We start from the raw sequence: 26,798 nt of genomic DNA on the forward strand, positions 1-26,798 counted from the left end.
GGTGGAAAAGAGGAATTTGTATCTGAAGACAACGCCTGTAGAAGAGGCCTGGAAGCAGTATAGAGATTTGTTGAGTATAGAGAAACAAGTAGAGTATATCTGTCCGGAAAACAGCCTGGGGCGTGTCACTGCTCAGGCTGTCTATGCGAAATGCAGTTCACCGCTGTATAATTCGGCGGCAATGGACGGTATCGCTGTTATTGCCCACAATACGCAGGAAGCATCGGAGAAGTCACCGAAGATGTTATATCAGGGCAGGGATTATATGGTTGTGGATACGGGGGATCCCGTAAAGTTTCCCTACGATGCCGTTATCATGGCGGAAGATCTGCTGGAGACAGACGGAGGAGAAGAAGGGGCTTTGCAGATCACAGCACCCGTGCCTGCCTGGAATCATGTGCGTCCTGTGGGAGAGGACATTGTGCAGGGAGAGATGCTCCTCTCCAGCCGGCATACTGTCAGGCCCGTGGACATTGGCGCCCTTCTGGCCGGCGGAATCCGGGAGATCGGAGTCTACAGGCAGCCGCGGGTGGGAATCATTCCAACGGGTACCGAGATCATTGAACCGGATATGATTCCGGGCGAGGGCGATATCATAGAGTCCAACTCCAGAATGTTTGAGGCTCTGGTACAGGACTGTAGAGGAATTCCTTCCCGGTATCCGATTGTAGAAGATGATTATGATAAAATCAGGTCGGCGGTATTAAAAGCGGCCGAGGAGAATGATGTTGTTCTGGTCAGCGCAGGGTCCAGCGCGGGAACCGAGGATTACACCGTCCATATCCTGCGGGAGATCGGTACCGTTGCGGTACATGGCGTGGCTATGAAACCGGGCAAGCCGGTGATCCTCGCAGTTGTGCAGGGGCGTCCGGTGATCGGACTGCCGGGATATCCCGTGTCGGCATATCTGGCTTTTGAGAATTTTGTGAAACCGGTGCTGGAACTTTATGCCGGTGATGTCAGGCACATAGCGGATACGGTGGAGGCCGTGCTTTCCAGAAGGCTGGTATCCTCCCTGAAACACCGGGAGTATGTGCGGGTCAAAGTGGGAAAGGTGAAGGACCGCTATGTGGCGGCGCCTCTGGCGAGAGGCGCGGGGGCTGCCATGAGCCTTGTCCGGGCGGACGGGTTCTGTGTGATTGAAAAAAACAGCGAAGGGTATGAGGCAGGGGAAACAGTTCGGGTTGACCTCTGTCGGGATATCCGGGAAGTAGAGCATACGGCCGTGTCTATCGGAAGCCATGACCTGATCCTGGATGTGCTCGCGGACCTGCTGCCGCTGCATTTCCCCGGTCATTTCCTTTCCAGCACCCATGTGGGAAGTATGGGAGGCCTTATGGCCCTCAGGCGGGGAGAGGCACATCTGGCTCCGACACATCTGCTGGACGAGGAGACAGGTATTTATAATATTTCTTATATAAAGAGGTTGTTTCCAGGGAAAGAAATGATTCTGATCCGGGGTGTAAAGCGGATTCAGGGAATTCTTGTAAAAAAAGGAAATCCGCTCCGGATCCGGGGTGTAGAAGATCTGACCCGCTGCTGCTATGTGAACCGCCAGAGAGGAGCCGGGACAAGGGTGCTGTTTGACTATAAACTGAAACAGGCGGGAATCTCTCCGGAGGAGATTGACGGATATGACACCGAAGCCGCCACACATATGGCGGTAGCCGCCAGAGTGAAAGAGGGCGGCGTGGATGCAGGCATGGGCATCCTTTCAGCGGCAAAGGCGATGGACCTGGATTTCATCGAGGTGGGAGAAGAAGAATATGATTTTGCAGCAGAAGCTGCCAGTCTTGAGCTGCCGGAAGTACAGATGTTTATAGCGATTCTGAAAAGCCGGGAATTCCAGGAGAAGGTTACTGGTCTCGGCGGCTATGGCCTGAAAGGCACGGGGGAAATCATACGGATCTGAAAAAAATTAAGAAATATGGGGAATGAGAAGAATGACGCAGGTTAAGAGCGTAAAGTTAAAGGGGTGCCTGTATGCTTTTTTGGCAGGTGCCCTCTGGGGTGTTACAAGCCCGGCGGCACAATACTTGTTTGAAAGAAAAAATATAGTGTCTGAATGGCTTGTGCCGTTCCGTCTGATATCGGCTGGTCTGCTCCTGCTGATCTATGCGGGTATCCGGGGGCAGGATATTACGAGTATCTGGAAGGAAAAGAAGGATGCATGCAGGCTGGTTTTGTTCGGGATACTCGGCATGATGGGAATGCAGTTTACCTTCTTTTCAGCTGTGCAGGAGATGGATGCTGGTACGGCAACGATCTTTCAGTATCTGAATCCCGCGATGCTGATTCTGTTTTTTGCGGTGGTGCATAAGATTATGCCCGGCAGGAAAGAAATCCTGGCAGTAATGGCGGCGGTCTCGGGGATTGCGATTGTTGCAACCCATGGGAACTTTTCCACCCTGTCCATATCACCAAAGGGCTTCGTACTCGGCATGCTTGTAGCTGTAACCACCTGTTTTTACGGGGTGCTTCCAGCACCTCTGGTAAAACGGTACAGTGCGGAGGCAGTCAGTGCTTGGGGTATGATTGCCGGGGGACTGGTTCTGATGGCTGTTACGAGGCCGTGGAGGATTCCTGTGGTGATAGACCTTCAGGTAGCAGCGGCCTTTTTTATGATTATTACGGTCGGAACGATACTGCCCTTCTGTTTTTATCTTTCATCGGTAAAGTATACAGGCTCTGTTTATGCCGGGCTGTTTTCCAGCGTAGAGCCGGTTGCGGCTACTGTCGTAGCGGCAGTGTGCCTGGGTACCAGGTTTATGAAAATGGATATTCTGGGGTTTGCGCTGGTCCTGTCTACGCTGTTTATACTGGCAATCCCTGAGAAAGTGCGGTAAAATCAGAAAAGGCTTACTGTTTACACGCCGGTCTGTAAGCAGTAACGGAAAAGGCAGATTCCGCCTGTCTCTGAAAAATTTCTTGCATGTGTGTCTGAAACGTTATATAGTGGACAATGGATTGCCAAAAAGCAGCCAGATTATGATGAAGAAATACAGAGGCAAAAAGATGGAAAGTACAGTAAAAAAGAAAACATTGATGAAAGACATGACGCAGGGAAGTCCGATCAGGCTGATTCTGGAATTTACCCTGCCCATGATATTTGGATTTTTGTTCCAGCAGTTTTACAATATGGCAGATACCGTGATTGTTGGCCGGTTCCTGGGAGTGAAAGCGCTTGCCGCCGTGGGCGCTACGGGTTCCGTGAACTTCTGCGTCATCGGATTCTGCATGGGAATCTGCAATGGATTTGCAATACCTGTTGCGCAGAAATTCGGAGCGAAGGACGAGCGGGGACTTCGTAAATCCGCGGGAAACGGGGCAACCTTAAGCGTAATTTTTGCGGCGGTTATGACAATCATAACGGTGGTGCTGTGCCGTCAGATTCTGGAGTTTATGAATACCCCGTCCGACATTATCGACGGGGCCTATCAGTATATCGTAGTGATATTTGCAGGCATTCCGGCCATATTTTTATATAATCTGCTCTCGGGCTATATCCGCTCACTGGGAGATGCGAGAACACCGGTAATTTTCCTTACCATATCGTCTCTGCTGAATATTGTTCTGGATGTGCTGTTTATCGTAGTGTTTAAGATGGGAGTGGCGGGGGCCGCCTATGCAACGGTTGCGTCCCAGGCCGTTTCGGGGATATTGTGTCTTTTCTATATGATAAAGCATTTCCCGATTTTGAGGCTTCAGAAGGATGACTGGAAACTGAACCGAAGATATGTAAGTTCACTTTGCAGGATGGGAATTCCAATGGGTCTGCAGTATTCCATCACTGCAATAGGCAGCGTGATTCTTCAGGTTGCGGTGAATTCCCTGGGATCCATGGCGGTCGCCTCAGTTACGGCGGCATCTAAGATCCAGATGCTGGTGTGCTGTCCCTACGATGCGATGGGAGCCACCATGGCGACTTACGGCGGGCAGAATGTGGGAGCGAAGCGGCTGGACCGGATTAGCAAAGGGTTAAAAAGCTGTCTGATCATCGGGGCGGTCTATTCTGCCGTGGCACTGGGAATTACTGTTTTGTTCGGAAAGCAGATTGCCTGGCTGTTTATTGATCAGGGAGAAAAACAGATTCTGGGGCAGGTATATCTGTATCTGCTTGGCTCCGGAGTCTGCTATATGCTTCTTGCGGTGGTGAATATTGTTCGCTTTCTCATCCAGGGGATGGGATACAGTATGTTTGCCATACTTGCAGGTGTGTGTGAAATGGTGGCGAGAGGTTTTGCGGGATTCATCCTGGTGCCGGCATTCGGATACGGGGCGGTGTGCCTTGGAAACGGACTTGCATGGCTGGCGGCGGATTTGTTTTTGATTCCGGCATATTTTCATGTGATGAAGAGATTAAGAAGATTGTTTCAGGAGGAAAAAGAAAGATGAAATGGAATAGTTTCCGGTTAAAGACGACGACAGAGGCGGAAGACATTGTCAGTAGTATGCTGGCGGATCTGGGGATACAGGGGGTTGAGATTGTGGACAAGGTTCCCTTGACTCAGGCAGACAAGGAGCAGATGTTTGTGGACATTCTTCCGGAGGGGGAGGCCGATGACGGAGTGGCTTACCTGAACTTTTATCTGGAAGAGGAGGAAGACAAAGAAAAGATTCTTGGCAACGTCAGAAGAGAGCTGGAAGAGATGGCCTCTTATCTGGATGTTGGAGAATGCCTTATAGAAGAGTCTCAGACAGAGGATGTGGACTGGGTGAACAACTGGAAGCAGTATTTCCACCAGTTTTATGTAGATGACATCCTGATTATTCCATCCTGGGAGGACGTGAAGCCGGAGGACAGTGATAAACTGGTAATCCATATCGATCCGGGGACTGCATTTGGCACAGGCATGCATGAGACGACACAACTGTGCATACGCCAGCTGCGCAAATACGTGACTCCCAAGACTCAGATCCTGGATGTGGGCTGCGGAAGCGGTATCCTTGGGATGCTGGCGCTGAAGTTCGGGGCATCGTACTCTGTGGGAACGGACCTGGATCCCTGTGCGATTAATGCCACCAATGAGAACATGGAAGTAAACGGCATCGGCCGGGAACAATATGAAGTGATGATTGGAAATATCATTGATGATAAGGCAGTGCAGGAAAAAGCGGGATATGCACGGTATGATATTGTTGTGGCAAATATTCTGGCTGATGTGCTGGTAGGACTGACACCGGTCATTGTGAATCAGATGAAATCCGGAGGAATTTATATTACCAGCGGTATCATTGACGACAAGGAACAGACCGTGATCCGTGCTGTAGAGGAAGCTGGACTGGAAGTGCTGGAAGTGACATATCAGGGAGAATGGGTCTCTGTAACCGCAAGAAAGAATTAATCAGAGGAAAGAAGGAGTTGTGAGATGCATCGTTTTTTTACAGAACCGTCCCGCGTCCATGATCAGGTGATTGAGATCGGCGGGCCGGACGTAAACCATATGAAAAATGTGCTCCGCATGAAGCCCGGAGAAAAGGCGGAGATCAGTGACGGAGCGGGGATAGAGTATCTCTGTGAAATCGACAGGTATGAAGAAGACGCTGTGATCCTTCGGATTCTGTCTTCGGCGGGGGAACCTGCCGAACTGCCCTCTAAGATTTTCCTGTTTCAGGGGCTGCCCAAAAGTGATAAGATGGAACTGATCATTCAGAAAGCGGTGGAGCTGGGTGTGCATGAGATTATTCCGGTGGCGACGAACCGTGCGGTTGTAAAGCTGGACGAAAAGAAAGCCGCAAAAAAGACGGAGCGGTGGAATTCCATTGCCCTGAGCGCTGCGAAGCAGTGTGGGAGGAGCATCATTCCGCAGGTGGCACAGGTGAAAAATTTCGGCGGTGCCCTGGAGTATGCGGACGGGCTGGACGTGGTGCTGATCCCCTATGAACTGGCAAAAGGGATGGAAGAGACAAAGCGGATTATTTCCTCCATTGAGCCTGGAAAGAGCGTCGGAATCTTCATCGGGCCGGAAGGCGGATTCGAGGAGGAAGAGATCCAAAAGGCCATGGGAATGGGTGCGCTGCCTGTTACGCTGGGCAGAAGGATCCTGCGGACGGAGACGGCGGGCTTCACGATCCTGTCTGTTCTGATGTATCATTTTGAGAGATAAATGCTGCACTTCGGCTAAGCCGGAGGGTTTTCGGCTATTTCCCTGCAGCGGTACAAACCGGTTCCTGAACATTAAGGGTTCAGAAAGCATAATGTAATAATAAGAAACAGTAAAGGAATGATATCATGGAAGTATATTTGGATAATTCAGCAACGACCAGATGCTATCCGGAAGTTGGGGATTTGGTTTATAAAGTAATGTGCCAGGACTACGGCAATCCTTCCTCCATGCACCGAAAAGGAGTGGAAGCGGAACGCTATGTAAAAGAGTCAAAGGAAAGACTGGCCAGAATTCTGAAGGTGAACACAAAAGAAATCTTTTTTACTTCAGGAGGAACAGAGAGTGACAACCTCGCTCTTATCGGTGCTGCGCGGGCCAATAAGAGGGCTGGTAACCATCTGATTACAACAGCAATCGAACATCCTGCCATCCTGAACACAATGCGGTATCTCGAAGAGGAAGAAGGCTTCCGTGTCACATACCTGCCGGTGGATGCAAACGGAAGGGCAAAGCTGGAGGCCCTGAAGGAAGCTCTGTGTGAAGATACGATTCTGGTTTCAATTATGTATGTGAACAACGAAATGGGTTCGGTCCAGCCTGTGGACGAGGCGGCACAGATTGTAAAGAAATACAATCCAAACATTTTAGTACACTCAGATGCCGTGCAGGGATTCGGCAAATATCACATATATCCAAAAAGGCAGGGAATTGACATGCTGACTGCCAGTGGTCATAAGATTCATGGCCCGAAGGGGACAGGATTTATTTATATTAATGAAAAAGTAAAGATTAAACCGATTGTGTTCGGTGGAGAGCAGCAGAAGAATATCCGTTCGGGTACGGAAAATGTTCCTGGTATCGCGGGGCTTGGCCTGGCGGCACAGATGATTTACAAAGATCTGGACATGAAGGTGGCTCTGATGCGTGAGCTGAAGGCATATTTCCTGGAGGGAATCTCCGGGATCGGGAATATTGCCGTGCACGGTCTGACTGATGAGAACAGTGCACCCCATATTATCAGTGTGGGGATCGCGGGCATCCGCAGCGAAGTGCTTCTGCATGCGCTGGAGGACAAGGGAATCTATGTTTCATCCGGTTCCGCATGCGCTTCCAACCACCCGGCTGTCAGCGGTGTGCTCAAAGGAATAGGGGCTCCCAAAGAGTATCTGGATGCAACCTTAAGGTTCAGTATGTCTGAGTTTACTACAAAAGAAGAAATTGACTATACGCTTGAGACGTTATATAATTGTGTTCCAATGCTTCGGAAATATACAAGACACTGAAAAACAGGTGCTTCCGGCAGCAATGCGGGGAGCATAACACGTTACTGTTTACGGGCTTGCCTGTGAACAGTAACTATAACACAAAGGAGATAGATATGAGATTTCATTCATTCTTGATTAAATACGGAGAAATCGGTATTAAAGGAAAAAACAGATATCTGTTTGAGGACGCCCTTGTCCGCCAGATGCGCTTTGCTTTAAAAGGGGTGGACGGAGATTTTTATGTTCACAAAGCCCAGGGCAGGGTCTATGTTGAATGCGAGGGTGAGTATGATTATGAAGAGACTGTAGAGAGCCTGAAAAGGGTATTTGGAATCGTGGGAATCTGTCCGGTCGTGCGTGTGGAAGACCGCGGATTTGAGCAGCTTTCCAGGGATGTCACAGCCTATATGGATGAGATGTATCCTGACAAAAACCAGACTTTTAAGGTAGAAGCCAGGAGAAGCAGGAAACAGTACCCCATGACTTCTATGGAGCTTAACTGCGAGCTGGGCGGTGTGATACTGGATGCGTTCCCGGAGATGAAGGTAGATGTGCACAATCCGGATATTCGGCTGAATGTGGAGGTTCGGGAAGAAATCTATCTTTATTCCGAGATCATACCGGGACCAGGCGGTATGCCTGTAGGAACCAACGGCAACGCCATGCTTCTTCTGTCCGGCGGGATTGACAGCCCGGTTGCAGGGTATATGATCTCTAAAAGAGGTGTGGGGCTGCACGCCACATATTTCCATGCGCCGCCGTACACCAGTGAGCGGGCAAAAGAGAAGGTCATCGATCTGGCCAGACTGGTTTCCAGGTATGCGGGACCGGTTCAGCTGCATGTTGTCAATTTTACAGATATCCAGCTCTATATCTATGAAAAATGTCCGCATGAAGAACTGACGATCATTATGCGCCGTTATATGATGAAGATTGCGGAGCATTTTGCAAAGGAGAATGGCTGCCTGGGCCTGATTACCGGAGAGAGCATCGGGCAGGTTGCAAGCCAGACCATGCAGAGCCTTGCGGCAACAAATGCGGTGTGTACACTGCCTGTTTACCGTCCGCTTATTGGATTCGATAAACGGGAAATCGTGGAAATAGCCGAGAAGATAGACACCTATGAGACATCGATTCAGCCGTTCGAGGACTGCTGTACTATCTTTGTGGCAAAGCATCCGGTTACAAAACCGAACCTGGAGAGGATTGAAAAGTCAGAGCTCAATCTGACAGAAAAGATAGATGAGCTTGTAAAGACAGCGATAGAAACGACAGAGATACTGACTGTGAAGTAGGAATATCGTGAAAAGAGCTGTCTCCTGTGAGACAGCTCTTATAATGCAGATGTGTGCCAATCCGGCATTCTGTATTTTGTGCCCGGGCCGGACACTCTTTTTGTGATTATGGTTATGCCGCCGGACATTACTGGATAATGTATGGAGCCAGTGCGCTGAGAATATCATCTGTTACACTTCCCTCAGCGTGTACATTCAGTTCGATCGGTTTAGAAAGATCTAAACTGAAAATACCCATGATTGATTTGGCATCTATTACATATCTTCCTGATACTAAATCAAAGTCATTATCAAATTTTGTAATTTCATTTACAAATGATTTTACTTTGTCGATAGAGTTTAAAGAAATCTGTACTGTTTTCATCGTGAAATACCTCCTTATTATACGTTTACAGGGCTTTTGCCCTACGTCTATTCTACGAGATGACAGTTTAAAAGTCAAGAAACAAAGAAGGAAAAACCAGGAAATAGGAGAATTATTTTATGAAAAAGGTTGCGCTGCATAATTTGGGGTGTAAAGTGAATGCATATGAGACAGAAGCGATGCAGGAAATGCTGGAGAAGGCAGGGTATGAGATTGTTCCGTTCAAAGAAGGGGCGGATATCTATATCATTAATACCTGTACTGTGACAAACATTGCGGACCGCAAGTCCAGGCAGATGCTCCACCGGGCCAGAAGGATGAACCCGGCTGCTGTGGTGGTTGCTGCGGGCTGCTATGTGCAGGCGCAGGAAGAAAAACAGGAGGTGGATCCATGCATTGATATTGTAATCGGCAATAATAAGAAACAGGATCTGCTTAAGATCCTGCAGGAATATGAAAATGAGCATGCTGAAAAAGAAGCTGCAAGGCCCAACGCTGTATCTGTCAGGGAAATGCTGGATATCAACCATACAAAGGAATATGAACCCCTGCGCCTGTCTAAGACAGGGGAGCATACGAGGGCTTATATTAAAGTGCAGGACGGCTGCAATCAGTTTTGTTCTTACTGCATCATTCCCTTTGCAAGGGGACGTGTCAGAAGCCGTGCAAAGGCGGATGTACTGGAAGAAGTAAGGCGTCTGGCTGAAAACGGGTACCAGGAAGTTGTCCTTACGGGAATTCATCTGAGTTCCTACGGGATTGATCTTGAGGAAACAGAAAGCCTGCTGTCCCTGATCCGGGCGGTACACGAAGTCAGGGGAATCAGAAGAATCCGCCTGGGTTCTCTGGAGCCGCGTATTATTACAGAAGAGTTTGTGCAGGAGCTTGCGTCACTGGAGAAGATCTGTCCACATTTTCACCTGTCCCTTCAGAGCGGCTGTGACACTACCCTGAAAAGGATGAACAGGCGGTACAGCAGTGAAGAGTATTTTGAGAAATGTCTGCTGCTGAGAAAGTATTTTGACAATCCGGCGTTGACAACGGATGTAATCGTGGGCTTCCCGGGAGAGACGGAGGAAGAATTCGAACAGTCCAGGGCTTTTGTGGACAAGGTGGATTTTTACGAGACTCATATTTTTAAATATTCAAAACGTCAGGGCACGAAGGCTGCAGTCATGGAGAATCAGGTGCCGGAACAGGTAAAAGCGCAGCGCAGCGATAACCTGCTGGCTTTAAACGAGAAAAAAAGACGGGCCTACGAGAAAAGTTTTATCGGAAAAGAAGTGGAAGTCCTGTTTGAGGAAGAAACAGAAGTGAACGGCAGTAAAAAACAGACGGGCTATACAAAAGAATATATGAAAATTGCACTAGACACGGATGAAAATCTGCAGAATTGTATCGTAAAAGTTGAAATTGAAAATGATTTACAAATTATACATTGAATTTTGGCAGTGTTTATATTAAAATTGTAAATAGGGTATTAGGCATGAAAGCCGGATTTTTCAACAAGATAAACGTGGATTGTAACAAAAGAATGTTGGAAAATACAGATAACACTAAAATAACAGGATACACAAAAATGGAGGAGAAGAAATGAGCGATTTAAGCAACACCCAATTCTTTCAGGTAGAGCCTGGTCCGCAGATTTCCGCAAGGGATATTCTGGAGATTGTATATAAAGCTCTGAAAGAAAAGGGGTATAACCCAGTGAATCAGATTGTCGGCTATATCATGTCAGGCGATCCGACTTACATCACAAGTTATAACGGCGCCAGAAGCCTGGTGATGAAAGTGGAGAGGGATGAACTGGTAGAAGAATTGTTAAAAGCGTATATTACGCATAATTCCTGGGAATAATCAATATGCGGATCATGGGGCTTGATTATGGCACGAAGACTGTCGGCGTAGCGATCAGCGATGCGCTTGGTTTTACTGCCCAGGGAATAGAGACAATTCAAAGAAAAGAGGAGAACAAGCTGAGGCGGACTCTGGCGCGTATAGAAGAACTGGTTTCTGAATACGAGGTGGAGAAGATCGTGCTTGGTTTTCCAAAACATATGAACAACGATATTGGGGAACGTGCGGAGAAATCTTTAGAGTTTCGGGATATGCTTGTGCGGCGCACCGGGCTGGAAGTCATCATGTGGGATGAACGCCTGACAACTGTGGAAGCAGAACGGACTTTGATCGAGAGCAATGTGAGACGTGAGAATCGGAAAAAGTATATTGACAAGATTGCGGCAATATTCATTCTGCAGGGCTATCTGGATTCTGTTTATTTACAGAGGCAGGCAGGTCAGGAAGAATAGGGACTTAGCCTGCGGGCTGAAGCGGATGCCGCGGAAATAAGGGGACATTTGTATGGAAAAGATTAAATTTACATTTGAGGATACAAGTGAAACAGTAGAATTTTTTGTATTGGAACAGACAAAGATCAATGGGGCTGTATACATACTGGTCACAGACTCAGAAGAAGATGATGCAGAATGTCTCATTTTGAAAGACACAAGCTCTGCAGAGGATGCAGAGAGTGTATATGAGGTTGTCGAAGATGACACTGAGCTTCTGGCGGTTTCCAAGGTTTTTGAGGAACTGCTGGAGGACGTAGATATTGAAATGTAAGATCTGAATTCGCCGTGCAGCGCCCATTTGAAGGGACTGGACTGTGGAAAGGCCAGAAGTGGCCGAGGATTTTTACAATAGATGTACCTGTTCACAACGATGGACAGATACACCGCAAGCCCATGAAAACCGCCTTTGGCGATGGGGCCTGTATCGCATGTTCAGCGTTTGTGCAGTGAATGCACAGTCTGGAACTGAACAGTTACTAAAAGATTTACTTACTGCTAATGAATCGGAGTATGGCAATGGAACAGGAAAAAGTGCAGGAACTGCTAAAAGTAAAACTGAGAGAAAAAGGTTTAAAAGTAACCCAGCAGAGAATGCTTGTTTTACAGACGCTGTCCAAAAACAGCGGCAGCCATATGGCGGCTGAAGACATATATGAAGTGATAAAGGAGGGCTATCCTGAGATTGGACTGGCCACAGTTTATCGTACTTTGCAGCTGCTCCTTGAAATGCAGTTGGTGGACCGCATTAACTTAGATGACGGGTGTGTCAGATATGAGATCGGACATATTTTTGAAGGTGATACAAAGCACAGCCATCATCACTTGATATGCAGGACGTGTGGAAAAGTTCTGCCTTTTGAAGATGACCTTCTGGAAGAACTGGAGCGTCACATTGAGGAGGACACAGGATTCCACGTGCTGGACCACGAACTGAAATTTTACGGACTTTGTAAAGAATGCCTCAGTAAAAGCAAATAATCCGCTGATATTGTACGGTGGAGGCTTGCTGTTATTTTCATGCGCGGAAGTAGGTACATAAAAACACATGGAGGTGTAAAATTATTGAAAAAAACAAGTAATGGTAAATTAAGGATTATCCCTCTCGGCGGTCTTGAGCAGATAGGGATGAATATTACTGCCTTTGAATTTGAGGACAGTATTATTGTAGTGGACTGCGGACTCGCATTCCCGGAAGACGATATGCTCGGTATAGATCTTGTAATACCGGATGTGACATATCTTAAGGACAATATTGACAAGGTAAAGGGATTTGTTATTACTCATGGACATGAGGATCATATCGGGGCCCTGCCCTATGTACTGAAGGAGATCAATCTCCCGATTTACACGACAAAGCTCACCATGGGTATTATTGAAAATAAACTGAAAGAGCATAATCTGCTCCGCGGCACAAAACGGAAAGTCGTACGCCACGGACAGTCAATCAATCTTGGAAAGTTCAGAATTGAATTTATTAAGACAAACCACAGTATTCAGGATGCATCTGCGCTGGCGATCTATTCTCCGGCAGGAATCGTAGTGCATACCGGTGACTTTAAAGTGGATTACACACCTGTATTCGGCGATGTGATTGACCTGCAGCGTATTGCGGAGATTGGAAAAAAGGGTGTACTGGCACTGATGTCAGACAGTACAAACGCAGAACGGAAAGGATTTACCCAGTCTGAGAGGACTGTGGGAATCACTTTCGATCATATTTTTGCGGAGCATCAGAATACGAGAATCATCATAGCGACATTCGCATCCAACGTAGACCGTGTGCAGCAGGCAATCAACTCGGCATATAAATACGGGCGCAAGGTTATTGTGGAAGGCCGTAGCATGGTAAATATTATCTCAACGGCATCGGAACTGGGATATCTGAATATCCCGGATAATACGCTGATTGAGATCGACCAGATGAAGAAATATCCGCCGGAGAAGATGGTGCTGATCACAACAGGAAGCCAGGGAGAATCCATGGCGGCTCTGTCCAGAATGGCGGCAGATGTACACCGTAAGGTAACAATCCAGCCGAATGATACGATTATCTTCAGCTCGAACCCAATACCGGGAAATGAAAAGTCCGTATCACGTGTGATCAATGAACTATCCGCAAAGGGTGCAAATGTAATTTTCCAGGATGCCCATGTATCCGGACATGCCTGCCAGGAAGAGCTCAAGCTGATCTATTCCCTTGTTAAGCCCAAATATGCCATTCCGGTGCACGGTGAATACCGCCACCTCAAGGCAAACGCGGCGATTGCAAGTTCTTTGGGGATACCAAAAGAAAACATCTTTATTATACAGTCCGGAGATGTCATGGAACTGTGCGAGGATGAGGCTAAAATTGTTGATAAAGTACACACAGGAGCAATCCTTGTGGACGGCCTTGGCGTCGGGGATGTAGGCAACATCGTACTCAGAGACAGACAGCATCTGGCAGAGGACGGTATTCTGATCGTGGTACTGACCCTGGAGAAGGGAACCAACCGCCTGCTCGCAGGACCGGATATCGTATCAAGGGGATTTGTCTATGTGCGCGAGTCAGAAGGGCTGATGGAGGAAGCACGCCAGGTTGTAACAGAAGGTCTGGAGCGCTGTCTTTCCAATAAGCACGCAGACTGGAATAAGATCAAGCTGGCCATCCGTGACACCATGAATGACTATATCTGGAAGAAGACAAAGAGACGCCCGATGATTATTCCGATAATAATGGATGTGGATGTGTAAGATATGATAGTAGATGAACGTATCGTTACATTCATCAATTCCATGGAGACAGAGAACAGTGAAATACTGGAAGCCATTGAGAGGGAAGCTCTGGAGACTCAAGTTCCGATCATAAGAAAAGAAATGCAGAGCTTCCTCAAGGTGCTTATCACCATACAAAAACCTATGCGCATTCTCGAAGTAGGGACTGCCGTAGGTTTCTCTGCGTTATTGATGAGTGAATATGCCCCGGACGGGTGCGAAATTACGACAATTGAAAAGTATGAAAAAAGAATCCCGATTGCACGCGGGAACTTTAGAAGAGCCGGGAAGGAAAATCAGATCACTCTTCTGGAGGGAGATGCCCTCGAGGTGCTGAAAAGCCTGGAGGGAAGCTTTGACTTTATTTTTATGGATGCGGCCAAGGGACAATACATTCACTTTATGCCCGAGGTTCTGAGACTTCTGGCAGACGGCGGCACTCTTGTATCTGACAACGTGCTGCAGGACGGGGATATCATAGAATCCCGTTTTGCCGTGGAACGCAGAAACCGCACCATCCACGCGAGGATGCGGGAATATCTGTATGAACTGAAGCATAAGGAAGAGCTGATAACATCTGTCCTGCCGTTGGGTGACGGGGTAGCAGTCAGCACAAAAAAGAGTATGGTAAAACAATGAGATGAGAAATTGTATGACAGTCGCGTCGCAGACGTTTGATACTGGAAATGATACGGAAGGGAAAATGAAATGGGAAGACATCCTGAACTTTTGATTCCGGCGAGCAGTCTGGAAGTGTTAAAAACAGCAGTAATATTCGGGGCAGATGCCGTATACATCGGTGGAGAGGCGTTTGGGCTCCGTGCAAAGGCGAAGAATTTCTCCATGGAAGATATGAGGCAGGGGATCGCTTTTGCCCATGAGCATGGCGTAAAAGTCTATGTGACAGCAAATATACTGGCTCATAACAGCGATCTGGCCGGAGTAAGGGAGTATTTTGAGGAGCTGAAAGATATAAAGCCGGACGGCCTGATTATAGCCGATCCTGGTGTGTTTGAGATTGCCAAAGAAGTGTGTCCCGAGATCGAACGTCACATCAGCACCCAGGCAAACAACACGAACTATGGCACCTATAATTTTTGGCACAAACAGGGGGCAAGCCGTGTTGTTTCTGCAAGAGAGCTTTCTCTGGAAGAACTTAAGGAACTGCGCGCCAATATCCCGGAAGATCTGGAAATAGAGACCTTCATCCACGGCGCCATGTGTATCTCTTATTCCGGCAGATGCCTGCTCAGCAATTATTTCACCGGCCGGGATGCCAACCAGGGTTCCTGTACCCACCCCTGCCGCTGGAAATACGCAGTCGTGGAGGAAACAAGGCCCGGAGAGTATATGCCGGTCTATGAGAACGAGAGAGGCACCTATATCTTCAACTCAAAAGACCTGTGTATGATAGAACACATCCCGGAACTTCTGGAAGCAGGTATAGACAGCCTGAAGATAGAAGGCCGCATGAAAACCGCCCTGTACGTGGCAACTGTAGCCAGAACCTACCGCAAAGCCATCGACGACTACCAGAAAGACCCGGAACTGTACCGCAAAAACATGCCATGGTATCTGGAGCAGATCTCAAACTGCACATACCGTCAGTTTACCACCGGTTTCTTCTTCGGAAAATCGGATGAGACAACTCAGATCTACGACAGCAACACCTATGTAAAAGAGTACACCTATCTCGGAATCATCGGTCCGGAGAAAGATGGCCTGTACAGAATAGAACAGAGAAACAAATTTTCCGTAGGCGAAACAATAGAAATCATGAAGCCAAACGGAGAGAATATAGAAACAACCGTACTTCAGATCATAAACGAAGAGGGGGAGGAACAGGAGAGCGCACCACACTCCAAACAAGTACTCCATATCAAGCTGAGCCAAACCCCCCAACAGTTTGATATTCTTCGGCGTCGGGAGTAGAGGGGCCGCTCCGCGAAATGAGCACCGTGAAGCACCGGGGACACGCCTTCTTCCTTTTTAGAATTTCTAAACGCGCTCTACGCTTCCCGAAACAGCAGGCGTGTCCCCGGTGCTTCACGGTGCTCATTTCGCGTCGCTAGTGTATTCAAGGCGGGACGAAGACCGCGGGGGACTGTGTTCGAATACGAGGTGGGGACGGGGATGGGCGGAGAGGCAGTTCACATACGCTGTCACCGTTCCGGCGGCGCAGCCAAAAGCTGCTTCCGATTTTTTGGAGCGCATGCGATTGTAATGTCCGGTCGGATGAAACAGCTGCTGACGCAGGGACAGGCGGATTCGGAGGCGTTAAGGGGCGTGTTAGCCTTGCTTGAATAAAAAGTGAAGGGGATACGGAATAGAATCGTGATTCCGAATCACGATTCTAAGCAGACCCGCAGGGGGAAATTATCAAATTTCCCCCGAGTGTCTGTGGTTTCCGTATCCCCTTCACTTTTTATTCTAGCAAGGCTTACACGCCCTGCCCGTCACCGAATCCGCCTGTCCCTGCGTCAGCGGCGTCCCCTTCTGAACAACATTCCCCTTTGCATCCCCCTAAAAAAATTCCCGCAGCTTCTCCACCGCACTTTTTTCGATGCGGGAGACGTAGGAGCGGGAGATTCCCAGCTGCCTGGCAATTTCCCGCTGTGTGTATTCTTCTCCGTTGTAGAGGCCGTACCGCATCTTCAGGACGAGCCTTTCGCGCTGGGAGAGTTCATTTTCTACTTTGTCATAAAGCTTTTGGATATTTTCTTTGAGGTGGATTTTTTCGGGGACGTCTGCTTCGTCGGTTTCGATGATATCATAGAGTTTGATTTCGTTTCCTTCTCTGTCGGTACCGATGGGCTCATACAGGGAGATTTCCTTGCTTGTTTTCTTTTTGGCGCGCAGGTACATCAGAATTTCGTTTTCTACACATTTGGATGCGTAGGCCGCCAGCCGGTTGCCTTTATCGGGATTGAATGTGACGACGGCTTTGATCAGGCCGATGGTTCCTATAGATATGAGATCCTCAGGGTCCTCGTCAAGATACTGGTATTTTTTAATGACATGTGCAACGAGCCGCAGATTTCGTTCGATTAAGACATGTTTTGCCTGAAGGTCGCCCTCTGTATATTTTTGCATGTAATATTTTTCTTCCGATGGAGTGAGGGGATTTGGAAAAGATTTCAAGAACAGCACCTCTAAGCACATTTGATATAGTCTATGTGAAAAAAGTCAAAATTGTGCTTTTCCCATCAAAATAAATAGAAGATTGAGGAAGGGCCGCCTGTCCGGAAGGGGGCTTCTGCCGCAGGCCGGGAAACTTCCATGTCCCTTTTCGGATGCGGCCGTTTGCTTAGTCTCGCTAGATAAAAACCGCATCGGATGAGGAGGCACCAGCGGCATTCACCCCGCAATTCTGAAGAATTGCGCGGCTCAGGCCGCTTTGAAATCTGCTTCGGAAGCAGATTTCAGCCTCCCCATCCGATGCGGTTTTTATCAAACGAGACTATGCGCACTCTAAGCATCCGAAAAGGGACATGGAAGTTTCCCGGCCTGCGGCAGAAGCCCCCTCCCGGACAGGCTGGACGCATCCGGCCGGTTGGTTATTTTGTGTGAGGGGAAAGTTGCGGGGGAGGCGGATTGTGGTGGATATGCGGGAGTTTTATGTGAGCGTAGGCAGTTAAATAAAACTGGAGGAAATCTGGCAGGGTTGTTAACTATAGAATTGATCTAACTAAACAAAAATAAATACATCTCTCAAGCCATAGAAATCCCGCTTACCCACATCAAATCCGCCGCTCCCGAAACGTCTCCACCCAACGGGTTTCCCTTCCGCCCGGATGCGCCCAGCTGAGTGAGAGGTGCGCCTGGTTTCCGGCGGGGAGGTGTGTGCCATTTCAAAATCCATAGAGTGCGTCTTAGAATCCGTTGGAGAAAAAACAGGGATCAGGGAGGGTAAGATTTGATTTACAAAATCAAATCTTATTGCCGCCGGCGGCGCGAATGCATCGGCATTCGGGCCAACTGCGGCATGTCCCTCCATGATCCCTGTTTTTTCTCCTACGGATTCTTAACGCACGGGCAGGATATTGAAATGGCACACACCTCCCCGCCGGAAACCAGGTGCACCTCTCACTCAGCGGACCTCCCCCCTCTTGACACCCCGCCCCAAGTAAGCTATGATGTAGTCACCAGTTCCGGGGATTTCTTCCCTGGTTGTCAATTCAGGCTGTTTCGGCCATTGTTTCTTTTTATTTTTATTCAGAACGTGAAAGGAGTGTGTGAATGAGTTTCAGCACAGTTTTATCAGCGTCTATTCAGGGGCTGAAAGTGGAGTTTGTGCATGTGGAGGCGGATGTCAGTAATGGACTGCCTGCTTTTCATATGGTTGGGTATCTTTCTTCGGAGGTGAAGGAGGCTGCGGAGCGGGTTCGGACGGCGATCCGCAATTCGGGGCTGGATTTTCCGGCTAAGAAGACGGTGATTAACCTGTCACCGGCAACGATGAGAAAGAGGGGCGCGGCTTTTGATCTGCCGATTGCAGTGGCTATACTTGTATCCTTAGGGGTGATACCGGAGGAAAAGGTGCGGAATATGCTGATTATCGGGGAATTGAGCCTTGACGGGTGTCTGCAGAAAGTTCCGGGAATTTTGCCGGTGATACTGGAGGCACGGGAGGCGGGGGTTCCGGTCTGTATCGTGCCGAAAGCGAATGCTTCGGAAGGGGCGCTCGTGGAAGGCGTAGAAGTACTTGGAGTCCGAAACCTTCAGGAAGCCTTTGCTTTTCTGGCGGGAAATGAAAAACTGGAAGCAGAGCCGTATCCGGAAGAAAGAGCAGACGAACCTGCAGAGAACTTTCTGGATTACAGTGATATACAGGGGCAGGAAGGCGTGAAACGGGCCGCGGAAGTAGCGGTTGCGGGCGGGCATAATCTGCTCCTGGTTGGGCCGCCGGGAAGCGGCAAAACTATGGCAGCCAGACGAATTCCGGGAATTCTGCCTCCGATGACTCTGGAGGAAAGCATGGAGATTACGAAGATATACAGCATTATGGGGCTGGTGGATAAAGAATCACCGCTGATACGGCAGAGGCCTTTCCGCAGTGTACATCATACGGCAACTAAGGCGGCGCTGATCGGGGGTGGTTTGATACCTTCTCCGGGGGAGATCAGCCTGGCTCACGGCGGGGTACTGTTTCTGGATGAATTACCGGAATTCCAGAAGGCAGTGCTGGAAGTACTGCGGCAGCCGTTGGAGGAACATCAGGTCAGGATAACGAGAACACACGGTAACTATGTATTTCCGGCTAATTTTATACTGATAGCGGCTATGAATCCCTGTCCCTGTGGATGCTATCCGGATTTTGAACGGTGCACCTGCACTCCCGGCCAGATTCAGCACTATCTTGGTAAAATCAGCCAGCCTTTTTTGGACCGCGTCGACATTTGCGTGGAGGCGCCAAAAGTAAAATATGAATCCCTTCTGGGAAAAAGAAAAGGAGAAAGTTCCGCAGATATACGCAGGCGGGTGTGTGATGCCCGTGAAATTCAGAACCGGCGTTACGCAGGGACGGGAATTGTTTCCAATGCTATGCTTGGGGTAAAAGAACTGGATAGATACTGTGGGCTTGGAAAAGCGGAAAACAGGCTGATGGAGCAGGCATTTACTTCGCTGAGGCTTACTGCGAGAACCTATCATAAGATTTTGAAGGTGGCCAGGACAATTGCTGATCTGGAAGGACAGGAAGAGATTGGAGAAAGACACATAAAAGAGGCCATAGGATACCGCACCATGGATAAAAAATACTGGGGGAGATGAATAGATGAAATATGAATACTGGTTTGCTGAGATTACATCTTTGAGCGACAGAAAAAAATATATGCTGAGAAAACAGATAGGATCAGGTGAACGTATATTTTATATAGAAGAAACAAAACTAAAAGAAATGGGGTTCTTAAATGAAAAAGATATCCATACAATTATGCAGGCGCAGAAAGCAGGGAAACTGGACGAAAAAGCTGCAAAAATAGTTGAGATGGCGATTCACTTTGTACCGCATTTTGCCCAAGAATTTCCTGGGAGGCTGCGGAATATACCAGATCCCCCCTATGCACTTTATGTAAAGGGAAAACTGCCGCATGAGGAGAAAAAAGCGGTAGCTATTGTAGGGGCAAGGCGCAGTACGCCTTACGGGGAAAAGTATGCCCTGGAATTTGGAGAGAAACTTGCGGAATACGGTATTTCTGTTATCAGCGGAATGGCAAGAGGAATTGACGGGACGGCCCAGAGGGGTGCTCTGATGGGAAAAGGTAAGACATACGCGGTATTGGGCTGCGGGGTGAATATCTGTTATCCGCGGGAACATATTGGGCTGTATGCAGATATTTTAGAGAACGGAGGAGGGATTCTGTCTGAATTTCCACCGGGAACCCCTCCGGCGCCCCAGAATTTTCCCCGGAGAAACCGGATCATCAGCGGGCTTTCGGATCTGGTGCTTGTGATGGAGGCGAGATCGAAGAGCGGCTCGCTGATTACAGCGGATCTTGCATTGGAGCAGGGGAGGGATGTTTATGCACTGCCTGGGCCTGTAAACAGCAGCCTGAGTCAGGGGTGCAACGAGCTGATCAGGCAGGGAGCGGGCATTCTTTTGTCTCCTGAAATGGTGCTGGAAGTGCTGAATATTGACTGCCTTGAAGGAAGTGAAAAAATAACCAAAAATAAAAAAGTGCTTGAAAGTGGGGAAAATATGGTGTATAGTCGACTTGGTTTGTATCCCAAGAATCTCAGCCAGCTCACAGAAGAGACAATGCTGCCTGCAAACGAAGTGCTTGAGCGGCTTGTGTCATTGGAATTGAAAGGATACATCAGAGAAGTTTCAAAAAATTATTATATTAAGATGAAATGATAAATAGGGGCGTGAAAGCCTAGTGGAGGAAGTTTTATGGCACATTATCTGGTTATTGTGGAGTCACCTGCCAAGGTGAAAACAATTAAAAAGTTCCTGGGAAGCAACTATTCGGTTGCTGCATCGAACGGACATGTCCGTGATCTGCCCAAGAGCCAGCTGGGCATAGATATAGAGAATGACTATGAGCCCAAATATATTACGATAAGGGGAAAAGGCGATATCCTTGCGAATCTACGTAAGGAAGCCAAGAAGGCTGACAAAGTTTATCTTGCAACTGACCCTGACCGTGAGGGAGAGGCAATATCCTGGCATCTGGCAACGGCTCTGAAATTAGATGATAAGAAAATGCGCCGTATTACATTTAACGAGATTACCAAAAATGCTGTAAAGGCATCTTTAAAGGCACCCAGGGATATCGATATGACTCTGGTTGATGCCCAGCAGGCGCGCCGCATTCTGGACAGAATGGTGGGGTACCGCATCAGCCCGGTTCTCTGGGCAAAAGTAAAAAGGGGACTCAGCGCAGGCCGTGTGCAGTCTGTTGCCCTCCGCCTGATCGCGGACAGAGAAGCCGATATCGATGCATTTATACCGGAAGAATACTGGTCACTGGATGCTATTTTAAAGGTAAAAGGTGAAAAACGTCCGCTTGTTGCCAAGTTCTATGGCACGGAAAAACAGAAGATGACAATCGGTTCAGAGGAAGAACTGAATCAGATTATTAAGGCCGTGGACAATGAAGATTATAAGATCACGGATATTAAAAAGGGCGAGCGCATCCGTAAGGCACCGCTTCCTTTCACAACCAGTACTCTGCAGCAGGAAGCAGCGAAAGTATTGAACTTTGGAACACAGAAAACAATGCGTATTGCACAGCAGCTGTATGAAGGAATTGATATTAAGGGGAACGGTACTGTCGGCGTCATTACCTATCTGCGTACGGACTCCACCAGAATCTCCGAGGAGGCAGATGCAAGTGCAAGAGAGTATATCCAGGCAACCTACGGAAAAGAATATGTTGCGGCAGGTGTACAGGCTAAAAAGACTGAGAAAAAGATCCAGGATGCCCATGAGGCCATCAGACCGACCGATATCACCAGGACGCCGGCTTCTTTGAAGGAATCTCTTTCCAGGGACCAGATGCGCCTGTACCAGCTGATCTGGAAACGTTTTGCGGCCAGCAGAATGCAGCCCGCGAAGTATGAGTCCATTTCAGTGAAAATCGGGGCAGGAGAGTACCGGTTTACCGTATCGACTTCCAAAGTCGTATTCGATGGATTCAAAAGCGTCTATACAGAGGCAGATGAAGAGAAAGAGGAGAGCAATGTCCTGGTAAATGGCCTGAACATGGAAACTCAGCTGAATAAGGATAGTTTTGATACAAAACAGCATTTTACACAGCCGCCGGCTCACTATACGGAGGCAACACTTGTCAAGATGCTGGAAGAGCTGGGGATAGGACGACCAAGTACGTATGCACCTACGATCTCCACCATCCTCGGACGCCGTTATGTTACGAAGGAGGCAAAGAACCTCTATATAACAGAAATCGGTGAGGTCGTGAATAATATCATGAAGCAGTCCTTCCCGAGCATTGTGGATGAGAATTTTACTGCCAACATGGAAGGTCTTCTGGATATGGTGGAGGAAGGCAAGGTTCCGTGGAAAGAAGTCATCCGCAATTTCTATCCGGATCTGGACGAAGCGGTGAAGATTGCAGAGAAAGAGCTGGAAAGCGTAAAGATTGAAGATGAAGTGACGGATGTGATCTGCGAAGAATGCGGACGCAATATGGTGGTCAAATACGGGCCTCACGGAAAGTTCCTGGCATGTCCCGGTTTTCCGGAGTGCAAGAATACAAAACCATATTTGGAAAAGATCGGAGTACCATGTCCGGTCTGCGGTAAAGAAGTGGTCATCCGCAAGACGAAGAAGGGCAGAAAATACTTTGGCTGCGAAAACAATCCGGAATGTGAATTCATGTCCTGGCAGAAGCCATCCAAAGAAAAGTGCCCAGAATGCGGTAATTATATGGTAGAAAAAGGCAATAAACTTGTATGTGCAGATGAAAAATGTGGATATGTCCGAAATTTGAAAAAAAATTAGATAAATGACGTTGATATTTCGTGAGTTGTATGATAGCATAACTATATCGAACGAATTGGAACGAGTTGTATACACAATTAAATCTGGAGGAAATCAATGAGCGTACAGTTATTGGATAAAACAAGAAAAATTAATAAGCTGCTGCATAACAACAATTCCAGTAAGGTGGTTTTTAACGATATTTGTGCCGTCCTTACGGAGATTCTGAATTCTAATGTTCTTGTTGTAAGTAAGAAGGGCAAGATACTGGGAGTGAGCAAAAGCGGTCAGGTAGAAGGTATCGGGGAACTTGTCGGTGAATCGGTTGGTGCACATATTGATGAGATGCTGAATGAGCGCCTGCTTAATATCCTGTCTACAAAAGAGAATGTGAACCTGGAGACACTTGGTTTTTCACCGGAAGCAGTGAAAGGATATCAGGCGATTATCACCCCCATTGACATAGCGGGAGAGCGTCTGGGAACGCTGTTTATCTACAAGCAGGATTCGGTATATGAGATTGATGATATTATTTTAAGCGAGTATGGCACAGCGGTTGTAGGACTGGAGATGCTCCGTTCTGTCAACGAAGAGAGTGCGGAAGAGACAAGAAAAGAGCATATCGTGCAGTCAGCGATCAGCACGCTGTCCTTTTCTGAGCTGGAAGCAATCATCCATATTTTTGAGGAGCTGGACGGAACAGAAGGTATCCTTGTAGCAAGTAAGATTGCAGACCGCGTGGGCATTACAAGATCTGTAATTGTCAATGCACTCAGGAAGTTTGAGAGTGCAGGAGTTATAGAGTCCCGTTCATCAGGAATGAAAGGGACATATATCAAGGTTCTGAATGATTATGTATTCACAGAACTGGAGAAAATAAAAAAAGAGCGTCTGTAAATATTCAGATGATTTTATCTTTTACAGTGCATAGTTAATTAGAGAGGGTATCAGGCTGCTGATGCCCTTTCTTGGGATAACAGACAGTGTTTTGCCAATAGCTTTAGCAGAAAACATGATAGTATAGGAGGCAGTGAGAAAATGTATGAAGGAAACCCGGTAGATTTACAGATGGAAAAAGTGATTTCGGCAGATGTGATTTTTGATGATGCAACGCATCATTGCCAGGTTTTTAAGTATGATCTGGAGGAAGATTACATATACTTGCAGCTGAAAGAAGATGACTTGACGGCAATCTCGCTGGATGCGAAGTACCAGTGCTATATTTCCACCAAGAAGGAACTCCTTTTTTGTACAGGCGCAGTAAAGGAACGTTATCAGTGCGAGAACGAAAATATGCTTGTTTTTAAGATAGAAAATGGCTTCTACAATGTGGCAAGCGTAAAACGGCCGATCAAAAGGAAGTAACACCTGGTTAAGAAAAAATAGGTTTATAAACTAAGTATAAATTTTACAAACTCTGTTGACAAATTAAGAACAGAGTGCTATTTTATATTCATGAGGTTAGCACTCAAAAGAAATGAGTGCTAATAATATGTAAAATCAATTAAGGAGGAGTTACAATGAAATTAGTACCATTAGGTGACAAGATTGTATTAAAACAATTGGAAGCGGAAGAAACAACAAAGTCAGGTATCGTCCTGCCAGGTCAGGCAAAAGAGAAGCCGCAGGAGGCAGAAGTTATTGCAGTTGGACCTGGTGGAATTATAGACGGAAAAGAAGTAACAATGCAGGTAAAAGTCGGCGATAAAGTAATCTACTCCAAATATGCAGGTACAGAAGTAGAACTTGAAAAAGAAGAATATATCATTGTTAAGCAGAGCGACATTCTGGCAATTGTTGAATAGGGTGTTCGTTAAGGGCTTTATATTTATTGATCATTTAATTTCAGTAAGACTATAATAAAGATGAACTTGAAAAAAGAATCTAATCAGATTAAGAGGAGTGACAGACATGGCAAAGGAAATTAAACACGGAACAGAAGCCAGAGCAGCATTAGAAAAAGGCGTTAACCAGCTGGCGAATACAGTAAGAGTAACACTGGGACCAAAAGGAAGAAACGTAGTTCTTGACAAATCATTCGGAGCACCGCTTATTACAAACGATGGTGTGACGATCGCAAAAGAGATCGAACTGGAAGATGGTTTTGAAAACATGGGAGCTCAGCTCATTAAAGAAGTTGCTTCCAAGACAAACGATGTAGCCGGAGACGGTACAACAACTGCTACTGTACTTGCACAGGCAATGGTGCATGAAGGAATGAAGAACCTGGAAGCAGGCGCTAATCCAATTATTCTGCGTAAAGGTATGAAAAAAGCTACCGATGCGGCAGTGGATGCTATTGCAAAGATGAGCAGTAAAGTAAAAGACAAAGAGCAGATTGCAAGAGTTGCAGCTGTATCTTCAGGAGATGACTTTGTAGGTCAGATGGTAGCAGATGCTATGGAGAAAGTTTCCAATGACGGAGTTATCACAATCGAAGAGTCCAAGACAATGATGACAGAGCTGGATTTAGTAGAAGGTATGCAGTTCGACCGTGGATATATTTCCGCATACATGGCAACAGATATGGAAAAAATGGAAGCAAAACTGGATGACCCATATATTCTGATTACAGACAAGAAGATCGCCAATATTCAGGACATCCTTCCGCTGTTAGAGCAGATTGTACAGTCTGGAGCAAGACTTCTTATCATTGCTGAGGATATCGAGGGCGAAGCTCTTACAACACTGATTGTCAATAAACTGCGCGGAACATTCAACGTAGTAGCAGTAAAAGCACCGGGATATGGTGACAGAAGAAAAGAGATGCTTCAGGATATCGCAATCCTGACAGGCGGACAGGTGATTTCCGAAGAACTGGGAATGGATCTGAAGGAAGCTACACTGGATCAGCTTGGACGTGCAAAATCCGTAAAAGTTCAGAAAGAGAACACCGTAATCGTTGACGGATGCGGAGACAAAAAAGCAATTGAGGACAGAGTTGCTCAGATCAAAAAAGGTATTGAAGAGACAACATCTGATTTTGACAGAGAAAAATTACAGGAAAGACTTGCTAAACTGGCTGGCGGCGTAGCAGTTATCCGTGTAGGTGCTGCAACAGAGACAGAGATGAAGGAAGCAAAACTCCGCATGGAAGATGCTCTGAACGCTACAAGAGCAGCAGTAGAAGAAGGAATCATCGCAGGCGGCGGTTCTGCATACATCCACGCAGCAAAAGAAGTTGAAAAACTGGCTGAGGAACTGGAAGGCGATGAGAAGACAGGCGCGAAAGTAGTCCTGAAAGCTCTGGAGTCACCACTGTACCACATCGCATCAAACGCAGGTCTTGAGGGAGCTGTTATCATCAATAAAGTAAGAGAATCCGAACCGGGAGTTGGATTTGACGCTTACAAAGAAGAGTATGTAGACATGGTAAAAGAAGGAATCCTGGATCCTGCAAAAGTTACCAGAAGTGCATTACAGAATGCAACAAGCGTAGCATCTACACTGCTGACAACAGAATCAGTTGTAGCTACAATCAAAGAAGATGCACCAGCAATGCCAGCCGGAGCAGGCGGCGGAATGGGAATGATGTAATCTGCGAAACGGGGAGGTTGGCGGCGAAGGGGCCGCCTGCCGGGAGCGGTCAGCGAAATGGCCGGCGGAGTGCATCTGTCAGGTCTTTGCGGCAACCCGTTTACGGGGAAACACTAACGCAAAAAGAGCAGCCCACTGAGGGCACAGACAACAATCGACGGGAAGCCTGATGCTTTCC

At 47.5% G+C, this 26,798-nt stretch carries 25 protein-coding genes; 23 read left to right on the forward strand and 2 right to left on the reverse strand.

Annotated elements, in window-relative coordinates; translation table 11 throughout:
• The first annotated feature begins 1 nt into the window (after position 1).
• The 7 genes from HMPREF0240_RS09250 (at position 2) to thiI (ending at position 8,667) form a co-directional block, all read left to right on the forward strand.
• Positions 2 to 1,912: a molybdopterin biosynthesis protein gene (locus HMPREF0240_RS09250; RefSeq protein ID WP_009003175.1), complete on the forward strand. Its 1,911-nt coding sequence runs from the start codon at positions 2 to 4 to the stop codon at positions 1,910 to 1,912.
• A gap of 22 nt (positions 1,913 to 1,934) precedes the next feature.
• Positions 1,935 to 2,846 (forward strand): DMT family transporter, encoded by a 912-nt coding sequence (locus HMPREF0240_RS09255; protein WP_009003176.1) that lies wholly within the window; start codon positions 1,935 to 1,937, stop codon positions 2,844 to 2,846.
• Between the two features lie 169 nt (positions 2,847 to 3,015).
• Positions 3,016 to 4,395: an MATE family efflux transporter gene (locus HMPREF0240_RS09260; protein WP_035312961.1), complete on the forward strand. Its 1,380-nt coding sequence runs from the start codon at positions 3,016 to 3,018 to the stop codon at positions 4,393 to 4,395.
• Positions 4,392 to 5,345, forward strand: a complete 954-nt coding sequence (gene prmA, locus HMPREF0240_RS09265) for a 50S ribosomal protein L11 methyltransferase (RefSeq protein ID WP_009003178.1) — start codon at positions 4,392 to 4,394, stop codon at positions 5,343 to 5,345. The genes HMPREF0240_RS09260 and prmA overlap by 4 nt, the downstream gene beginning before the upstream one ends.
• Positions 5,346 to 5,369: 24 nt before the next feature.
• A complete protein-coding gene (locus tag HMPREF0240_RS09270; RefSeq protein WP_009003179.1) occupies positions 5,370 to 6,107 on the forward strand; it encodes a 16S rRNA (uracil(1498)-N(3))-methyltransferase in 738 nt (245 codons plus the stop codon).
• A gap of 125 nt (positions 6,108 to 6,232) precedes the next feature.
• On the forward strand, positions 6,233 to 7,390 hold the full coding sequence (locus HMPREF0240_RS09275) for a cysteine desulfurase family protein (protein ID WP_009003180.1): 1,158 nt from the start codon (positions 6,233 to 6,235) through the stop codon (positions 7,388 to 7,390).
• A 95-nt stretch (positions 7,391 to 7,485) separates the two neighbouring features.
• The gene (thiI, locus tag HMPREF0240_RS09280) at positions 7,486 to 8,667 is read left to right on the forward strand and encodes a tRNA uracil 4-sulfurtransferase ThiI (protein WP_035312847.1); all 1,182 of its coding nucleotides are present in this window, start codon (positions 7,486 to 7,488) and stop codon (positions 8,665 to 8,667) included.
• Positions 8,668 to 8,794: 127 nt separating this feature from the next.
• On the opposite strand, the gene HMPREF0240_RS09285 is transcribed toward thiI, so the two are convergent.
• Positions 8,795 to 9,031 (reverse strand): HPr family phosphocarrier protein, encoded by a 237-nt coding sequence (locus HMPREF0240_RS09285; protein ID WP_009003182.1) that lies wholly within the window; start codon positions 9,029 to 9,031, stop codon positions 8,795 to 8,797.
• Between the two features lie 119 nt (positions 9,032 to 9,150).
• Between HMPREF0240_RS09285 and mtaB the strand changes: the two genes are divergently transcribed.
• From mtaB to HMPREF0240_RS24285, 9 genes are all read left to right on the forward strand, one after another.
• Positions 9,151 to 10,473, forward strand: coding sequence for a tRNA (N(6)-L-threonylcarbamoyladenosine(37)-C(2))-methylthiotransferase MtaB (gene mtaB, locus HMPREF0240_RS09290; protein ID WP_009003183.1), 1,323 nt, complete (start codon positions 9,151 to 9,153; stop codon positions 10,471 to 10,473).
• Positions 10,474 to 10,624: 151 nt separating this feature from the next.
• The gene (locus tag HMPREF0240_RS09295; protein WP_009003184.1) at positions 10,625 to 10,888 is read left to right on the forward strand and encodes an IreB family regulatory phosphoprotein; all 264 of its coding nucleotides are present in this window, start codon (positions 10,625 to 10,627) and stop codon (positions 10,886 to 10,888) included.
• 5 nt (positions 10,889 to 10,893) lie between these two features.
• Positions 10,894 to 11,340, forward strand: a complete 447-nt coding sequence (gene ruvX / locus HMPREF0240_RS09300; RefSeq protein ID WP_009003185.1) for a Holliday junction resolvase RuvX — start codon at positions 10,894 to 10,896, stop codon at positions 11,338 to 11,340.
• 52 nt (positions 11,341 to 11,392) lie between these two features.
• A complete protein-coding gene (locus tag HMPREF0240_RS09305) occupies positions 11,393 to 11,653 on the forward strand; it encodes a DUF1292 domain-containing protein (RefSeq protein ID WP_009003186.1) in 261 nt (86 codons plus the stop codon).
• Positions 11,654 to 11,892: 239 nt separating this feature from the next.
• The gene (locus tag HMPREF0240_RS09310) at positions 11,893 to 12,360 is read left to right on the forward strand and encodes a Fur family transcriptional regulator (RefSeq protein ID WP_035312850.1); all 468 of its coding nucleotides are present in this window, start codon (positions 11,893 to 11,895) and stop codon (positions 12,358 to 12,360) included.
• An 84-nt stretch (positions 12,361 to 12,444) separates the two neighbouring features.
• On the forward strand, positions 12,445 to 14,115 hold the full coding sequence (locus tag HMPREF0240_RS09315) for a ribonuclease J (protein WP_009003188.1): 1,671 nt from the start codon (positions 12,445 to 12,447) through the stop codon (positions 14,113 to 14,115).
• A gap of 3 nt (positions 14,116 to 14,118) precedes the next feature.
• Positions 14,119 to 14,775 carry an O-methyltransferase gene (locus tag HMPREF0240_RS09320; RefSeq protein WP_009003189.1) on the forward strand — a complete coding sequence of 219 codons (657 nt, stop codon included), beginning with the start codon at positions 14,119 to 14,121 and terminating at the stop codon, positions 14,773 to 14,775.
• 69 nt (positions 14,776 to 14,844) lie between these two features.
• Entirely contained in the window at positions 14,845 to 16,068 is a 1,224-nt protein-coding gene (locus HMPREF0240_RS09325) for a U32 family peptidase (RefSeq protein WP_009003190.1), read from the forward strand.
• Positions 16,069 to 16,269: 201 nt separating this feature from the next.
• Entirely contained in the window at positions 16,270 to 16,443 is a 174-nt protein-coding gene (locus HMPREF0240_RS24285) for a hypothetical protein (protein WP_157134232.1), read from the forward strand.
• 216 nt (positions 16,444 to 16,659) lie between these two features.
• Here the strand turns inward: HMPREF0240_RS24285 and sigK are convergent, their stop codons facing one another.
• Positions 16,660 to 17,298: an RNA polymerase sporulation sigma factor SigK gene (gene sigK / locus HMPREF0240_RS09330; RefSeq protein WP_009003191.1), complete on the reverse strand. Its 639-nt coding sequence runs from the start codon at positions 17,296 to 17,298 to the stop codon at positions 16,660 to 16,662.
• A 1,077-nt stretch (positions 17,299 to 18,375) separates the two neighbouring features.
• On the opposite strand from sigK, the gene HMPREF0240_RS09340 reads away from it, so the two are divergent.
• From HMPREF0240_RS09340 to groL, 7 genes are all read left to right on the forward strand, one after another.
• A complete protein-coding gene (locus tag HMPREF0240_RS09340; protein WP_009003192.1) occupies positions 18,376 to 19,908 on the forward strand; it encodes a YifB family Mg chelatase-like AAA ATPase in 1,533 nt (510 codons plus the stop codon).
• A 4-nt stretch (positions 19,909 to 19,912) separates the two neighbouring features.
• On the forward strand, positions 19,913 to 20,995 hold the full coding sequence (gene dprA / locus HMPREF0240_RS09345) for a DNA-processing protein DprA (protein WP_009003193.1): 1,083 nt from the start codon (positions 19,913 to 19,915) through the stop codon (positions 20,993 to 20,995).
• 36 nt (positions 20,996 to 21,031) lie between these two features.
• Positions 21,032 to 23,104, forward strand: a complete 2,073-nt coding sequence (gene topA / locus HMPREF0240_RS09350) for a type I DNA topoisomerase (protein ID WP_009003194.1) — start codon at positions 21,032 to 21,034, stop codon at positions 23,102 to 23,104.
• A gap of 96 nt (positions 23,105 to 23,200) precedes the next feature.
• The gene (gene codY / locus HMPREF0240_RS09355; RefSeq protein ID WP_009003195.1) at positions 23,201 to 23,980 is read left to right on the forward strand and encodes a GTP-sensing pleiotropic transcriptional regulator CodY; all 780 of its coding nucleotides are present in this window, start codon (positions 23,201 to 23,203) and stop codon (positions 23,978 to 23,980) included.
• 141 nt (positions 23,981 to 24,121) lie between these two features.
• Complete coding sequence (locus tag HMPREF0240_RS09360) at positions 24,122 to 24,448, forward strand: hypothetical protein (protein ID WP_009003196.1); 327 nt, start codon at positions 24,122 to 24,124, stop codon at positions 24,446 to 24,448.
• Between the two features lie 155 nt (positions 24,449 to 24,603).
• On the forward strand, positions 24,604 to 24,888 hold the full coding sequence (locus HMPREF0240_RS09365) for a co-chaperone GroES (protein ID WP_009003197.1): 285 nt from the start codon (positions 24,604 to 24,606) through the stop codon (positions 24,886 to 24,888).
• 106 nt (positions 24,889 to 24,994) lie between these two features.
• On the forward strand, positions 24,995 to 26,620 hold the full coding sequence (groL, locus tag HMPREF0240_RS09370) for a chaperonin GroEL (protein ID WP_035312857.1): 1,626 nt from the start codon (positions 24,995 to 24,997) through the stop codon (positions 26,618 to 26,620).
• Positions 26,621 to 26,798: the final 178 nt, after the last annotated feature.

This window comes from Clostridium sp. D5 (genome assembly GCF_000190355.1).
Lineage (GTDB): Bacteria > Bacillota > Clostridia > Lachnospirales > Lachnospiraceae > Faecalicatena > Faecalicatena fissicatena_A.

Excerpts from the sequence above, each read along its gene's own strand:
- HMPREF0240_RS24285 (WP_157134232.1), top strand. The coding sequence starts at position 16,270 with ATGGGCGGAGAGGCAGTTCACATACGCTGTCACCGTTCCGGCGGCGCA.
- sigK (WP_009003191.1), bottom strand. The coding sequence starts at position 17,298 with ATGTGCTTAGAGGTGCTGTTCTTGAAATCTTTTCCAAATCCCCTCACT.
- HMPREF0240_RS09270 (WP_009003179.1), top strand. The coding sequence starts at position 5,370 with ATGCATCGTTTTTTTACAGAACCGTCCCGCGTCCATGATCAGGTGATT.
- HMPREF0240_RS09305 (WP_009003186.1), top strand. The coding sequence starts at position 11,393 with ATGGAAAAGATTAAATTTACATTTGAGGATACAAGTGAAACAGTAGAA.
- HMPREF0240_RS09340 (WP_009003192.1), top strand. The coding sequence starts at position 18,376 with ATGAGTTTCAGCACAGTTTTATCAGCGTCTATTCAGGGGCTGAAAGTG.
- HMPREF0240_RS09295 (WP_009003184.1), top strand. The coding sequence starts at position 10,625 with ATGAGCGATTTAAGCAACACCCAATTCTTTCAGGTAGAGCCTGGTCCG.
- ruvX (WP_009003185.1), top strand. The coding sequence starts at position 10,894 with ATGCGGATCATGGGGCTTGATTATGGCACGAAGACTGTCGGCGTAGCG.
- topA (WP_009003194.1), top strand. The coding sequence starts at position 21,032 with ATGGCACATTATCTGGTTATTGTGGAGTCACCTGCCAAGGTGAAAACA.
- HMPREF0240_RS09310 (WP_035312850.1), top strand. The coding sequence starts at position 11,893 with ATGGCAATGGAACAGGAAAAAGTGCAGGAACTGCTAAAAGTAAAACTG.
- HMPREF0240_RS09360 (WP_009003196.1), top strand. The coding sequence starts at position 24,122 with ATGTATGAAGGAAACCCGGTAGATTTACAGATGGAAAAAGTGATTTCG.
- HMPREF0240_RS09275 (WP_009003180.1), top strand. The coding sequence starts at position 6,233 with ATGGAAGTATATTTGGATAATTCAGCAACGACCAGATGCTATCCGGAA.
- thiI (WP_035312847.1), top strand. The coding sequence starts at position 7,486 with ATGAGATTTCATTCATTCTTGATTAAATACGGAGAAATCGGTATTAAA.
- HMPREF0240_RS09365 (WP_009003197.1), top strand. The coding sequence starts at position 24,604 with ATGAAATTAGTACCATTAGGTGACAAGATTGTATTAAAACAATTGGAA.
- HMPREF0240_RS09285 (WP_009003182.1), bottom strand. The coding sequence starts at position 9,031 with ATGAAAACAGTACAGATTTCTTTAAACTCTATCGACAAAGTAAAATCA.
- dprA (WP_009003193.1), top strand. The coding sequence starts at position 19,913 with ATGAAATATGAATACTGGTTTGCTGAGATTACATCTTTGAGCGACAGA.
- HMPREF0240_RS09325 (WP_009003190.1), top strand. The coding sequence starts at position 14,845 with ATGGGAAGACATCCTGAACTTTTGATTCCGGCGAGCAGTCTGGAAGTG.
- mtaB (WP_009003183.1), top strand. The coding sequence starts at position 9,151 with ATGAAAAAGGTTGCGCTGCATAATTTGGGGTGTAAAGTGAATGCATAT.
- codY (WP_009003195.1), top strand. The coding sequence starts at position 23,201 with ATGAGCGTACAGTTATTGGATAAAACAAGAAAAATTAATAAGCTGCTG.
- HMPREF0240_RS09255 (WP_009003176.1), top strand. The coding sequence starts at position 1,935 with ATGAGAAGAATGACGCAGGTTAAGAGCGTAAAGTTAAAGGGGTGCCTG.
- prmA (WP_009003178.1), top strand. The coding sequence starts at position 4,392 with ATGAAATGGAATAGTTTCCGGTTAAAGACGACGACAGAGGCGGAAGAC.
- HMPREF0240_RS09320 (WP_009003189.1), top strand. The coding sequence starts at position 14,119 with ATGATAGTAGATGAACGTATCGTTACATTCATCAATTCCATGGAGACA.
- HMPREF0240_RS09260 (WP_035312961.1), top strand. The coding sequence starts at position 3,016 with ATGGAAAGTACAGTAAAAAAGAAAACATTGATGAAAGACATGACGCAG.
- groL (WP_035312857.1), top strand. The coding sequence starts at position 24,995 with ATGGCAAAGGAAATTAAACACGGAACAGAAGCCAGAGCAGCATTAGAA.